Genomic DNA, 13474 nt, shown 5'->3' on the forward strand with positions numbered 1-13474 from the left:
GTGAGCGGTACGCCCACCACCACGCACACCTACACGAACCCAGGAACCTATACCGTGACCCTGACCATTACGAACCAGGCCGGCCTGACAGCCAGCACCACCAGCACGGTCACCGTATCGGCTCCTCCCCCTCCACCCCCGACACAGGCAGCCCCAACGGCTGGGCTTCAGTTCGTCCCTGTGACCCCGTGCCGGGTGGCGGACACGCGCAATGCAACCGGGCCGTTTGGCGGTCCGGAGCTTAGCGCGGGAAGCACGCGCGAATTCGACATAGCGCAGAGCGCTTGCGGCATCCCTTCAACGGCTATGGCCTATTCACTGAATGTCACTGTTGTACCGAGCGGGCCACTCGGTTTTCTGACGCTGTGGCCTACCGGTGAGATGCAGCCCAATGTCACCACACTGAACTCGGATGGACGCATCAAGGCCAATGCCGCTATCGTTGGCGCCGGCACCAACGGCGGGGTCAACGTTTACGTCTCGAATGCAACGCAGGTGATCCTCGACATCAACGGGTACTTCGTGCCCGCAGGGACAGCGTCGGCCTTGGCCTTCTATCCGATCACACCCTGCCGTGTGGCCGATACCCGTAACACGACTGGGCCGCTGGGTGGGCCCTATATCAGCAGCGGGAGCAGCCGGTCCTTCCCGGTTCTGTCCAGCAGCTGCAATATTCCTGCGACGGCTCAGGCCTACTCGGTGAACGTGACCGCTGTGCCGCACAAAACGTTGGGCTACCTATCCCTGTGGCCTACGGGAGAGACGCGGCCCGTGGTTTCGACGCTGAACTCCTATACCGGAGTGGTGACAGCCAACGCGGCCATCGTGCCTGCCGGAACCAGCGGTGATGTTTCCGTCTTCGTATCCAACGACTCGGATGTGATCTTGGACGTCAACGGCTATTTCGCGCCTCCGGGAACAGGAGGACTGTCGCTCTATACCGGGCCATGCCGGACGCTGGATACGCGCAGCGGCGCGGGAGCCTTCAATGGAGCGTTAGTGGTAAATGTCGAAGGCAGCACGTGCGCACCGCCGTCGACGGCACAGGCATACGTGCTGAATGCGACGGTCATGCCTTCAGGCACCCTTGGCTTCCTGACCCTGTGGCCCAATGGAGGCACTCGACCGGTGGTTTCCACACTGAATGCATACGACGGAGCGGTTACCTCGAACATGGCCATCGTGCCGACGACAAACGGCAGCATCAATGCCTTTGCCACCAGCCCCACGAACCTTATCCTCGATATTGCAGGCTACTTCGCGCCGTGACCCATGGCGCAAAGGGCTCTCAAAAACTGCTCCTTCTAACTCCCCTGAATTCAACAGCCGGACCAATCCGTCCGGCTGCTCCATTAGGGTGTGGTTTTGGGAAACGCCAATAAGGAAGAAATTTGTCATTCAGATTGATTCCCCTATCCACAGGCTTTGCTGGGCACGGCAATTTCGGAGGCAGGACGAAGCCCATGAGGTCAATAAAGACCTGAAGCATCCCTAATACGAACTTCAATCGTCCAAGATGAGCAAGCCGTATGCCTCAGGGGGAGGAGCGCGGCTCGGGAGATGGCAGGATCACTCCTGGTTGCCTCTGGATTTGATTTCTGCCTTCTCCCTGAGCGTTTCACCGCGATGCTCTTCTCAGAAATCTTTCTTGAGGTTCTTTCTGCATCTCGAAGCATTGGGTAGAACCCGATAAAAATGCCTCCGTTTGCTATGTTCTCGAAGGATAACCAGAGCGAAATACAAGGTCAGCAAATACCCGCCACGTGTTCCGACATCTGATCTCCGGCGTGGTTATTCTTCCAATGAGACTTTGGCTAATGTCAAATCCTCGGAATATCCCGCAGGACGAATTGGATCACGGCGCAGGAACAAGCTGATGATGGCCGCTGCGAAGGCTACGCAGGCCAGACCAACGATAAAACTCGGAAGATAAGAGCCAGCACGATCATAAAGATGTCCTACCATCATCGGCCCGGTTGCGCCTCCTACTGCATAGGCGGTCCAGGTAAGACCGTACAGTACAGAGAAATGCTTCCGCCCAAAGTACTGCGCGAGCAGATACGGGGCAACGTCTGCCTCGCTGCCAAGACCAATTCCGAGCAGCGCGGAACCGAAAAGAGCTACTGATGCTCTTCCTGCAAAAGCAAGAATCAGGGTGCCTACAGCGGAGAGCAGAAGGATACATGTCTGAATGCGCTGCGGTGGGAAGCGATCGATTAAGAAGCCGGTGCAAAGCCTGCCGATGATGCCTGACCCACCGCGAACCGAAAGGGCCAATGCCGCAGCGGAAGCAGTGATACCGTGCTCCGTCAGTATGGCCGCCATGTTGGTTACCAAGCCATTTTCACTAAAAGCCGAAAGCATAATGATGATTGCGAGAATCCAGAAGGGCGCGCTTTTTAACGCTTTGCCTACGGTGGCGCCGGATATAAGACTCTCATCGAAATCCTGTATCTGGACTGGCCGATTCCGCACCAGAAGCGCCGTAAGTGGCAGACCGAGCAAAGCAATGCCGCCCAGTGTTAGGTATGCGTCACGCCATCCGTGATGTTCAATTACCCATTGCGTTATAGGAGGAATGACGATGGAACCGGTACCGCTGCCGGTCAGGATCAATGCCAGCGCGAATCCCCTATGTTTACGAAACCAGGTAAGAATAGTCCGCGTGTAGGCGAATTGCGCCGTTCCGTTGGCGACAAGCCCTAACACAAAGTAAGTCAGATAGAAGCGGTGGAGGTTGGAACTGAGCCTGCTCAGTGAAGCCAGCGCGATGGCGAATACGACGATGGAAGGCAGGATGATGCGGCGTGGGGCAAAACGATCAAGCAGGCCGCCGATTCCAGGAGAAACAAGCGCAACGGTTATCGCGGCCAATCCGAAGGTTCCTGACATGGCCTCTCTTTGCCAGCCAAAGGCAGCATGTAGCGGGTTCAAGAAAAGGCTGAAGGTATAGGGCACAATGGGCGCAAAGCTCGTCATGACGCCTACAAAAGCGGCAATCGCCACGGGCCAGCCGGCATAGTAAATGGAGCTTTCATTGTCGGGCACAGGCACGGCACGAGTGATCACTGATTGCCTCCGCCTATAGCGCGCGAGCAGCGATTCAATGCCGTTCTATGTGATAGAGAAGGAATCATGTCTGGTTTAACTGTTCTCCAGAGCGCCGGTATCGACCGTTGTGCCATCCCCTTCGCCGCCAGCAAACCTTGCGCCATCAGAAGCTGAATCTTGCAGCAACCTGGAAGGCCCGTGGACCTCCCGATCCAAAGACGCCTCCGCTGTAGAAACCGGTTGGCCAAAGCTTGATGAATACCCGTGATTGCTGTTGTCAGGCGATAAGGTGTTCGCGAACCCCGAATAATTGAGATTGCTGACGCCGAGAATGTTTGTAACGTTGAAGATATTGAAGGCCTCGCCGATCAGATCGAGATTCCATCGCTCTCCAAAATGGAAGGCACGGCTGAGCCGGAAATCGAGCGCGTTGAAGCTATCGTTGAAATGAGCGTGATCACTCACCTGCGGGAGGATCACATAGCTGTTCGTACTTGCCTCGTATACGCCACCAGCTGCGTTGGTTGTTGCAATGAAAGCATTGAGCTGCCGGGCGTTTTGGAATTCGCGTCCTCCAGCATTGCGCTGCATGGTTGGCACGCGCTCGCTCCCATCGGGAAGAAGAATGTCCATGGGAACGCCTGATGCGATGGTCCAGACCGGAGAGAACTGCAACTTATAAGGCAGGTTGGCAATGCCGCTCATTACTAACCGATGACGCTGATCGTTCGGCGGCGGTCCATATTCACGTTGAAGGTTGTTTGGGTCAATTGGAGAGTATTCAAACGGGATCTGGTCGTCGTTGGCATAGTTGAATGCCTTGGCAAGCGTGTATGCGGAGTCGAACTCGCCATATTTTCCGAGAAGCTGCCGCACGCTGATCCACAGCGCGTCGTACTTCGTTCCCACCCAGGATGCAAGATTGGTGATCTCATCCGGGCCGCCAGTCTGGGGGTTATAAACCGAACCGACCGGATCGCCGATGATGAAGCGCGTCCCGAAGTTATGAACACCATCCACCTTGACGGTCAAGCTTCGATGTATCTGTGTTTCCACGCCCAGGTTGAACTGCTGCACCATGGGATTGCGCAATCTATTGTCGATGATGTCGATACCTGTTGACCCTGCACCCGCAAAGAGAAATCCGCTGAATGGGCTCGACAGAACCTCCGGCGCTCCGGGTTTGAACGTCCCGTTTGGATTCAGGTATACGGGGGTGCCATCTGGATTTGTCACCGCGTTTCCTGCGGTCACATTGAGCGCAAGCGCGCGCCCGTCAAAGCCCTTTTCGAGCGACATGATCTCAAGCGTGATCCGGTCATAGTAGATGCCATAACCACCATGAATGCTGAGATTAGGGTTGACAGAGTAGTTGAAGCCGATGCGTGGGCCCCAATTGTTGTACTCGCGATGACGGCTTCCCTGGTAGAAGGACTGAACGATGGGGTTGCGTTGAGAATACCAGCTCAGATTATTGAGGTTCGTATCCATCTCCCAGCGCAGACCGAGATTCAACACTAAGTTGGGCAGCGCCTTCCAGTCGTCCTGGGCAAATCCTGCGACGTGATAGTTATCGTTGTCTGGCAGGTTTAACGGCTTAGTAGGCGTCGAACTTTGCAGGGCAACGGCGAAGAGCAAATCGTTATCGTCGACCTTGCCGTCGCCATTGCGGTCAAAATCGGGAAAATCCTCGACTGCCTGAATGTTGCCCTGTATGAAGACGGGCAGATAGAAGTCGGCATCGATCGACTGTACTTCGCCGCCAAAGCTCAAGGTGTGGTTCAGGTGAGACCAGGTGAGTGTGTCGTCTCCCTGCAGGCGGAATTGTCTTGTCTGTTGAGGAATGCGATAAGTTGCGCCATCGTCGAGGTTGGGATAAGTGATCTGGGGCCCAGTCACTATGGGGTTAGTAATGTTGAGGAAGTTATTGTCGGCGAAACTCATCCGGTTGATTAGCGTGGGTGTGAAGGTGTGCACCCAATCAGCGACCAGGCCCTGAAGATGATTCTCCGCAGTCTGGCGGTATGCTGCTGTGCCGAGCGCGCGATCAAGCTCGCTCTGGCTCAGATCGTCTTCCAACTGGAGTGAATAGCGGAAGCCGACACGATCACGCCTGCTTGCCTGCCAATCGAGCCGCGTTGTTGCCAGAAAATCGTGCAGTGGCGCAGTTGCGAAGGTTCGGCCGATAGTTTGAGTGGTCGTGTCACGCACGCCCACCAAGTCAGCGCCAAGCTGCTGGCGATCCTCCATTGCCACGAACCACCACGCCTTGTCTTGCTTAAAGGGGCCGCCAATGTCTCCTGCATACTGCTGGCGGTGGAACGGCGGCGTAGAGCCGATGCTCGGATCATAGGTAGCAGGTAGGCCTTGCAGGACTTTGTCGCGCTCATACATGGCGACCCCGCCGTGAAGGTCGTTGGTGCCCTGCTTTGTGACCACATTGGTTACAGCCGAGCCTGACCGTCCCAGTTCCGCCGAAAAGCGGTTCGTCGCGATCTGGAATTCCTGCACGGCATCTTCAGGAATGTTCACCAGAGATCCGCCGACCGCGTCGTCGTTATTGTCCGCGCCATCGATGGTTACATTGCCGCCGCGGCCGACCTGACCGGCGGTCGAGATGACGACAGTGTTCTCCTTCGTTGGATCAAAGTTGGGCGCCGGGGCATTTCCGGGCACCAGCAATGAAAGCTCCAGATAGTTTCGTCCATTAAGCGGAAGAGTTGAAATCTGTCGGGCATTGATAACTCCACCCAGCGCGGATGTCGCCGTATCCACTGCTGGGGGCGTGTCGGCTACGACTTCAACCTTCGTTTGGTTTGAAGCGATTGCGAGACGCACTGGAACGCTGAGATCCTGGCCGACATTCACCGTTACATATTGCTGGTATGGAGAGAATCCAGCCGGAGAAGACACTGTGAGCCGATACTTTGCGGCCTCGAGAGTCGTGAAGGAGAACGATCCATCTTCCTGCGTGTCGAGGCTCCGAACGGTGCCCTGAGCCAGATTCGTAAGCGTAACAGTTACATTTCGGATGGCCTTCCCCGAGGGATCGGTAACCACTCCGATGATTCTTGCGGACGCTAGTTGCTGCGCGCGTGATCCGGTGGCAAATAACAGCAAAAAGACCCAAAACAACGCGCAGGCTGTTCTAATGGGGATGGATCTAATCAAGACTTCCTCCGTCATGCTGGCCTAAAAAGGAATTGGGTTCAACGTGTAGCGCTCTTAGTGTTTGAGGGCTGGCAGAGCTTTATCCGGCACATTACGCAATGCAATAAGAAAAGTCTTGCGCTGAAAGAGGGGTAAATTTATCCACCTGAAGGCTTACTTCCCGCTCCGATCAAACTGTGGCTTCTCAACCGAATGGTGGATGACTTGGCAAGCCAACCCAGCATAGGATGCATCTGTGAAGCGCTCGCTTATTGCGCCGGTAAATTTAAGGCTTCGTATGTTTGGAAAGTTGAGAACCGTGAACCATGGCTGATAGCGACACGAAGATCAGGCTGATTGAAGATGCCGATGCCAGAGGTGAGATAGCGCAAGTCTACGATGAGTGGCGAGCCAAGTCGGGTCGCCAGCAAGTGCCGGGAATTCTGAAGTGCTTCAGCCACCGGCCCGACTTTCTACGGGACGTTATGCGTTTCAGCGACACGGTTCATTTCTCCGAAGGCCACCTGAACCGGAGAACGAAAGAGGCGATCGCGAGCTGGGTTTCCTGGCTTAACCGCTGTCCATATTGACTGGACTCTCATGCATACTTCCTGCGGGTTCAGGGAGCAGACGAGAAAACAGTGCAGGCCATTGCCAACGGCAAGCTGGACGAGGCAGGTTTAAGCGCAGCCGAGCGAGCGCTTCTTGAATATGTCACTAAGGTGACTGAGGCAGCATATCGTACAACGGCGGAAGATGTGCAGGCACTGCGTGAGCATGGCTGGACAGAGCCGCAGATCGCCGAGGCGGTGTATATCACAGCCATGTTTGCGTTCTTCAATCGCGTTGCGGATGCCTTTGGAATTGCCCCGCAGGGCTATCTCGAGATGAATTGCTTAACAAAATAGCGTAGGACGTCTTGTCCCGCGAGAGAAACATTCATCCAGACATCGAGCATAAGATAGAACCGGGCCGGGCAATGCGGTCCGAAGCCCAGACCAGGGCGATCTCGAAGCCACGTTGAGCGGCCATCTGACGAAGGTCGTAGAACTGGGTTTCGGGGTGCTGGTCCAGGGTGGAGACCCGCATGTAGAGGGCGGCGCGCTTCATGATTCTTCTTCTTCCTCCAGCCGAAGGCGGCTTTGAGCAGAGTCCTACCGGTGTGAATCCGGAAGAGATCATCTCCGGAAATGGGATTGGCTTGGTGGCTTCGTACCAATCGCACTGCATGCGATCGAGGGTGTAAGCAAGCAACAGCAATTTAGACAGGAGAGGCAGAAATCACAAAAACCCAGGCGGGAGTGATCCTGCCATCTCCCTGGCCGTAGACCTCCCCCAAAGGTGGTTATACGGCTGGACATTAGACGATTCCAAATTGTCTTTAGATGTCTGGGTTTTCTTCTGCGGCAAGAGTTTCAATGCGGTTGGCGGAGATGCACCCTTGGCGAGAGAGCAGTGCCGCAGTAATCCCCAATTTGGTGGCCTCTTCGGGAAGATCTGCCGCTAAGCCATCCGCCGCTCAATTATCTCTTCTACTACATCCGCCAATCTGGTGAGAGTGTTCGATTCTGGACAGCTAATTTTGATTGCGGACAGGCTGACCTGGGCCTTCTTGCCTAAGTCCTTTATTATGAGACAGGATTAGGGTTGGAAAACGGCAGGCGACGTGCTCGTTTTATCAAGAGAGATTAAAAAGCGACAAACAACATTACGGGGGAAGAAGAATGCTCGCGGACTTACGTGACGCGCTGCGGCAATTGCGGAAGGCACCGGGGTTTACAGCGACGGCTGTCATCACGCTGGCGCTCGGGATCGGAGCGACAACGGCTATCTTCACGCTCGTGCAGCAGGTGCTGCTCAAATCTCTGCCGGTGACGAAACCGGAAGAACTGTGGCGGATCGGAGATAAAATCCGCTGCTGCAACTGGGGTGGCTACACGCAGGGCGACGACAATAATTTCTCCCTGTTCTCATGGGAAGCATACAAGACCTTCCGCGAGCACACGCCGGAGTTCATAGACCTGGCCGCGTTGCAGGCCGGCAATGCGCCGCTCGGTGTTCGCAGAGCCGGATCGCAAGCGCAGGTAGACACACGCAATGGCGAATACGTATCCGGGAATTTTTTCAGGACCTTTGGCGTACAGCCGTGGATCGGACGGCTGATGACCGACGAGGACGATCAGGAAGGTGCGCCGCCGGTAGCGGTCATGAGCTACCACATCTGGCGGGAGAAGTACGGGTCGGACCCGTCTGTGGTCGGTGCCAGCTATCAAATCAACGGACATCCCTTTACCGTCATCGGCGTCGCCCCACCGGGATTCTACGGAGCGAAGCTTTCCGGATTCGGCATGCCCGATTTCTGGCTGCCGCTGACGGCGGAGTTGCTGATTGATGGCTCGACGGCCAGGTTGAAACGGCCGAACGGAAACTTCCTGGACCTGATCGGGAGAGTCCGCCCGGGCGTGAACCCAAGGACGCTGGAAGCAAAGCTCAGAGTGGAGCTGCATGACTGGCTGGCGAGCCACGTCTTGGACATGGAGCCGGGCGAAAAGCAGCTCTGGCAGCAGCAGACGCTGCACCTGGCTCCCGGCGGCGCCGGAGTCGCGGACCTGCGGGATTGGTATCAGGATGGGCTGACGCTACTGCTCATCGCGTCAGGCTGCGTGCTGCTGGTGGCTTGCGGGAATCTGGCGAACTTGATGCTTGCGCGTGGATTGAAGGATCGCGCGCAAACATCGGTTCGCGTAGCGCTGGGTGCTTCCCGTCAGCGCCTGGTGCGCAAAGCGCTGGTGGAATGTGTGCTCCTGGCCGTGGTCGGGGGGGCCATAGGCATCAGCATAGCGTATACCGGAACACGGCTGATTTTGCATTTGGCCTTTCAAATCGGCGGACCAAACAACTATGTGCCGATCAACGCATCGCCATCCTGGCCGGTGCTGCTCTTCACGCTGGGCGTATCGGTGTTGACGGGAGTCATTTTCGGGATCGCTCCGGCGTGGGTGACGTCGCATGCCGAACCGGTGGAAGCACTGCGTGGCGCAAACCGTTCCGTAGGCGGCGGGCGCTCGTGGACACAGAAGTCGCTCGTGATCGGCCAGGCCGCGATGTCGCTGGTGCTCTTGTCCGCAGCGGCCTTGCTCGGTCAGAGCCTGCGCAACCTTGAGAACCAGAATTTTGGATTCGAGATGCGGGGCCGGTATATTGCATGGATTAATCCAATGCTGAGCAACTACAAACCGGAACAAATGGAGCCGATGTTCAAGGAAATCAATGACCGCCTGCGTCAGATTCCCGGAGTGCGGATGACTGCGGCGGCACTCTATGCGCCTATGACAGGCGACAGCTGGAACGACGCCATTCGCATTGAAGGCAGACCCGAGCCTGGCGCAAAGGAAGACACCAGCGCCGGGTGGTCGCGAGTCATGCCGGGCTTCTTCGAGACCATAGGCGCGAAAATGGTGCTTGGCAGGCCCATTACGGACCAGGACACCGATGCGACGCGAAAGGTAGCGGTCATCAACGAGGCGTTTGCAAAGAAGTTTTTCAAAGATCAGAATCCGATCGGTCAGCATTTCGGACCCGACAAAATCAAGTACTCCTCCACATACGAAATCGTCGGAGTCGTAAAAGACATACGGTATATGACCTATGAGTACAAGAAACCTGTGTATCCCATGTTCTGGGTGCCAGAGGCGCAGACGGTGCAGTTTGACGACCCCGCCATACAGAGCGGCGAAATCTGGTCGCACTTCCTGTACAACATCGTGATCTGGGCGCCGGGCAACCCGCCGGGCATGGAAGAGCGCGTACGCAAGACCCTCGCGAGTGTCGATCCAAATCTCGTGCTCTACGGGGTTGACCCATACGACAGAGTCGTCAGCTCGGACTTTCAGCAGCAAAATATGATTGCGACGCTGACCACCCTCTTCGGTGTGCTCGGGCTGGTTCTGGCAGCGGTCGGCCTGTACGGCGTAATGGCTTATACGGTGGAACAGCGAACGAGCGAGATTGGCGTGCGGATGGCGCTCGGCGCAGACCGCGGACAAGTGGTAAAGATGGTGCTGCGCGGGGCGTTCTCCCAGATAGGCATTGGCCTGGCAATTGGCATTCCAGCAGCAGTTGCGGCTGGCAAGCTGATGACCGATCAGCTCTTCGGCGTAAAGCCATGGGATCCCGTTATGCTGACACTGGCTACACTGCTCCTTGCTCTGGCCGGGCTACTGGCAACGATCATCCCGGCGCAACGCGCGGCAGGAGTGGACCCGATAGTGGCGCTGCGGAACGAGTGATCGAGACCAGTTGTCTTTATCGTTTCAGCACTTGCTCCAGGTATGCCAGAGCGCGCGGGTCCTGCGATTGTCCGAGCCAGAAAAACGCCTCTCTACGAACAGCAAGGTTGGAATTAGTGTCTGCGACGTGAATTAACTCTGGCACGGCTTCGTCTTTCGGCAACTGGCTTAATGCAAAGACTGCCTTTTTCTTGACGTCTGTTTCAGGGTCGTTCTGGATGGCATCGGTGAGCGCCGCGGTCGCCTTTTTGCCTGCCTTCTGGGCCAGCCAAAACAACGACTGTTCACGAACTTTTGTGTCAGGGTCGAACTTGGCCATACGCAGCAATTCGTCTTCTGCTCCGGGATCTGAATTCTGGGAGAAATCAAATGGCAGTTTCTCGCGTAAAGCTGAGTCCGTAGTTTTCTTCTCCAGAGCTTGCAGCGCCAGGAAGCCCTCGTGTCCGCGTTGCACTCCTAGCCAGAATGCCGCCTGCTCGCGGAGATGAATCGGAGCGGTAGACGACGCGATTTGGCTGAGAGCGTGTGTAGCTTCAGGTGTCTCGTGGTAACTGATCGACAGAAGCGCTCCATCGACTACGCGAGAGTGATTCGGTTCAGACGATTGCGTTGCGAGTCCGGACAGAAAAGTAACGCTGTCTTCAGGCTTCACTCCTGTCAACCAGGTGAACGGAACACCACCTGCATCCAGATGGCAGCCAGCCATCACCGGCCTGACCTTGATGATCTGGCCGTGATCCAGGCGAAAGAGAACATAGATATTTTGCTCAGCCTGCGCCTGATTGCTATGGTTCATGCTGTAGTGGTCGCTATCTTCCAGTCGATATTCACCGCAACACCCATCGTCCATCTGTGATGTATCCGACCAGTTCGAACATGTAGATAAATGTGATTGTGGAAGAGCCGCCACTTCATATCCAAGCCAGAGCTGGTCACTTGAGTGACGAAACTTGTCCACCGTTGCGGTGAGTGTTCCTCCTATTGGCTGAACAGTGAAGTTCGTATTGCTGACTTTGGGTTGCTGCGCCAGAAGAGCAAGCGTGGACGCACAGATGACGATTGCAATGAGATGCTTCTTCATAACCTGGCTCCTTATTTGTTGAGAAGTTCCATCATGTAGTCGGCCGCTTCCTTGTTGTGCATCACAGCGAGCTTGCCGACGATATCCCGTTTGGCGGAAGGGTCTTTCTCTGAGCGTGCAAGCGCAACCAGATCATGCGCATCTCCGGCAACAAACAGCGCATCAAGAACAGCCTTCTTCGATTCTTCATCTGTGCTCTTCGAATAGATTGATAAGAGCGTTGGAATTGCGGAAGAGCCGCCCGCCACTCCCATATTGCGGATCGCTTTGCGGCGGAGGTCGGGGTCCTGCTCAGACGAGGCGATGGCGTTGAGCGCATTGGCGCCTTTGCCGCCCGCGGCAACAAAGGCATTGATGATCGCGGACTTCACGTCTTTGTTGCTGGTTGATTGATACATGGTCGAGAGCTGCGTGACTGCTCCCATTGCGCCGAGTTCGTAAACAGCATGACGCGCGAGTTCTGGATCGGGTTCATGCTGCGCCACCTGCACCAATTTGTCAGGCGCGCCCATGACGAGATAGGAGTTCAGGACGGCTTTCTTGACGGATTGATTGCTCGATTTGGCGTAGATGTCCGCTAGGGTATCGGCGCTATGGCTCCCCTTGGTGACGGCCAGCAATTGGACAGCCTTGAGCTGTAAATTGGGATCTTTTTCCCCGCGAACGATCTGCCCAAAGAGGTCCTGTGCTGGTTTGGACTGGTCCTGCGCCAGAACGAACAGCGCGCGCTCCTTCAACCGCTCGGACTGCTGCCCTTCCAGAATTTGCTGGAGAATGGGCAGAGCATTCACATCGCCGCTCTGCATGAGTGAGTTCAAGGCGAGCAGCTTGAGATCTTCGTCCTGTTCCGCCTGCGGTTGCACTGGGCTCCCGCCCTTACCCCTGACCTCGATTTCGAGAGCGCTGCATTCTTTGAGCCAGTTGCTGTTCGGATAAGCCTGGCGAAGATCGGAGCAAGTCTTTAAAGCCTCAGAAGAGCGCCCTTCCTTGTTCTCGACGTAGGCCTTCCAATACATGGCGCCATCGGCGCGACGGCCATGCTGATCGATCACCTGGTTCAGCAATGACTCAGCATCGGACCAGCGGCTCTCATTGATAGCGCGCGTAGCGTCTGCATAGAGCTGATCTTCGTGCGCATTCGTCTGCCCCGCATCATTATCCACAGGCTGAAAGATGAGTCCCGAAGCAGATGAAGCCGGGAGTGAGAGGATGCCGCAAATCGCGGCCAGCCAAAACCATTGTGCAGTTTTCATTAAATATTTGCTCCTTTCCGGACAGCTTGAGCATTTGTTTTTTGTTCAGAAACTTTTGTGCGCAGAACACGGATCTGGAAAAGCAGACCCTGCGTGTTCATTTCCTGCTGAATGCGCGCGATGTCCGCACTACTCAACCCATTGGGCGAATTGGCAACCTCAAGAAGGACGCGCTCAAGATGATCGAGCGCCGCGTTGAGAAGAGGATCGTTGGCCCGGGCCGCGCTTTGACGGTAAAGCTGATTGTCGGAAAGCAGTTGTTTAGCTTCTGCCTGAAGTGGAAGATCAGCGTTTTCTCCCTCGGCACCGGCATGATTCAGTTGAACGAGGAGGCGCTCTGACCGGTCGAGGTGATTGTCGAGAACGAAGAGCACCACGCGCTCTTTTGTTTGCTGCGGATTGTCGGCGACCAAGGACTTAGTGTGGGCATGTTCCCACATTCTTCCACCCCAAAATGCACCTGCGAGAAGCAACATGCACGCTGCCACATAAGCAAACTGAGGCCAGTGAAAGAAGCTGCGCTTCCGTTTTGGCTCGTAAGGCCGCAGTGCCCCTTGGATAGACTGCCAAACCTGAATTCCATATTCCGAGTTTCGGATTGGAATATCAGGGGTACGCAAACACCCAAGCAGCTTGCCCAGTTCTTCATA

The 13474-nt window shown here is 55.9% G+C and carries 10 protein-coding genes; 4 read left to right on the forward strand and 6 right to left on the reverse strand.

Annotated features, from left to right (window positions below; genetic code table 11):
* The coding region (locus VEV40_RS07855) for a PKD domain-containing protein (protein WP_324831380.1) at positions 1 to 1269 on the forward strand (1269 nt) is incomplete at its 5' end.
* Positions 1270 to 1791: 522 nt separating this feature from the next.
* On the opposite strand, the gene VEV40_RS07860 is transcribed toward VEV40_RS07855, so the two are convergent.
* On the reverse strand, positions 1792 to 3069 hold the full coding sequence (locus VEV40_RS07860; RefSeq protein WP_324831381.1) for an MFS transporter: 1278 nt from the start codon (positions 3067 to 3069) through the stop codon (positions 1792 to 1794).
* Positions 3070 to 3144: 75 nt separating this feature from the next.
* Complete coding sequence (locus VEV40_RS07865) at positions 3145 to 6222, reverse strand: TonB-dependent receptor (protein ID WP_324831382.1); 3078 nt, start codon at positions 6220 to 6222, stop codon at positions 3145 to 3147.
* Between the two features lie 305 nt (positions 6223 to 6527).
* On the opposite strand from VEV40_RS07865, the gene VEV40_RS07870 reads away from it, so the two are divergent.
* Together VEV40_RS07870 and VEV40_RS07875 are read left to right on the forward strand one after the other, a co-directional pair.
* Positions 6528 to 6791: a carboxymuconolactone decarboxylase family protein gene (locus VEV40_RS07870; protein WP_324831383.1), complete on the forward strand. Its 264-nt coding sequence runs from the start codon at positions 6528 to 6530 to the stop codon at positions 6789 to 6791.
* 51 nt (positions 6792 to 6842) lie between these two features.
* Positions 6843 to 7109 (forward strand): hypothetical protein, encoded by a 267-nt coding sequence (locus tag VEV40_RS07875; RefSeq protein WP_324831385.1) that lies wholly within the window; start codon positions 6843 to 6845, stop codon positions 7107 to 7109.
* A gap of 31 nt (positions 7110 to 7140) precedes the next feature.
* Here VEV40_RS07875 and VEV40_RS07880 read toward each other — a convergent pair whose 3' ends face one another.
* On the reverse strand, positions 7141 to 7311 hold the full coding sequence (locus VEV40_RS07880) for a recombinase family protein (RefSeq protein WP_324831386.1): 171 nt from the start codon (positions 7309 to 7311) through the stop codon (positions 7141 to 7143).
* A gap of 614 nt (positions 7312 to 7925) precedes the next feature.
* Here VEV40_RS07880 and VEV40_RS07885 point away from each other — a divergent pair.
* A complete protein-coding gene (locus tag VEV40_RS07885) occupies positions 7926 to 10490 on the forward strand; it encodes an ABC transporter permease (protein WP_324831387.1) in 2565 nt (854 codons plus the stop codon).
* Positions 10491 to 10506: 16 nt separating this feature from the next.
* Here VEV40_RS07885 and VEV40_RS07890 read toward each other — a convergent pair whose 3' ends face one another.
* From VEV40_RS07890 to VEV40_RS07900, 3 genes are read right to left on the reverse strand one after another with little or no spacing between them, the layout of a single operon-like run.
* Positions 10507 to 11571 carry a HEAT repeat domain-containing protein gene (locus tag VEV40_RS07890; RefSeq protein ID WP_324831388.1) on the reverse strand — a complete coding sequence of 355 codons (1065 nt, stop codon included), beginning with the start codon at positions 11569 to 11571 and terminating at the stop codon, positions 10507 to 10509.
* Positions 11572 to 11582: 11 nt separating this feature from the next.
* The gene (locus VEV40_RS07895; RefSeq protein ID WP_324831390.1) at positions 11583 to 12824 is read right to left on the reverse strand and encodes a HEAT repeat domain-containing protein; all 1242 of its coding nucleotides are present in this window, start codon (positions 12822 to 12824) and stop codon (positions 11583 to 11585) included.
* Positions 12824 to 13264 carry a hypothetical protein gene (locus VEV40_RS07900; RefSeq protein WP_324831391.1) on the reverse strand — a complete coding sequence of 147 codons (441 nt, stop codon included), beginning with the start codon at positions 13262 to 13264 and terminating at the stop codon, positions 12824 to 12826. The genes VEV40_RS07895 and VEV40_RS07900 overlap by 1 nt, the downstream gene beginning before the upstream one ends.
* Between the last annotated feature and the right edge of the window lie 210 nt (positions 13265 to 13474).

Source organism: Alloacidobacterium sp., assembly GCF_035631355.1.
Taxonomy (GTDB): domain Bacteria; phylum Acidobacteriota; class Terriglobia; order Terriglobales; family Acidobacteriaceae; genus Alloacidobacterium.

Coding starts and splice junctions, on each gene's coding strand:
- VEV40_RS07880 (WP_324831386.1), bottom strand. CDS start 7,311: ATGAAGCGCGCCGCCCTCTACATGCGGGTCTCCACCCTGGACCAGCAC.
- VEV40_RS07890 (WP_324831388.1), bottom strand. CDS start 11,571: ATGAAGAAGCATCTCATTGCAATCGTCATCTGTGCGTCCACGCTTGCT.
- VEV40_RS07885 (WP_324831387.1), top strand. CDS start 7,926: ATGCTCGCGGACTTACGTGACGCGCTGCGGCAATTGCGGAAGGCACCG.
- VEV40_RS07900 (WP_324831391.1), bottom strand. CDS start 13,264: ATGTGGGAACATGCCCACACTAAGTCCTTGGTCGCCGACAATCCGCAG.
- VEV40_RS07870 (WP_324831383.1), top strand. CDS start 6,528: ATGGCTGATAGCGACACGAAGATCAGGCTGATTGAAGATGCCGATGCC.
- VEV40_RS07895 (WP_324831390.1), bottom strand. CDS start 12,824: ATGAAAACTGCACAATGGTTTTGGCTGGCCGCGATTTGCGGCATCCTC.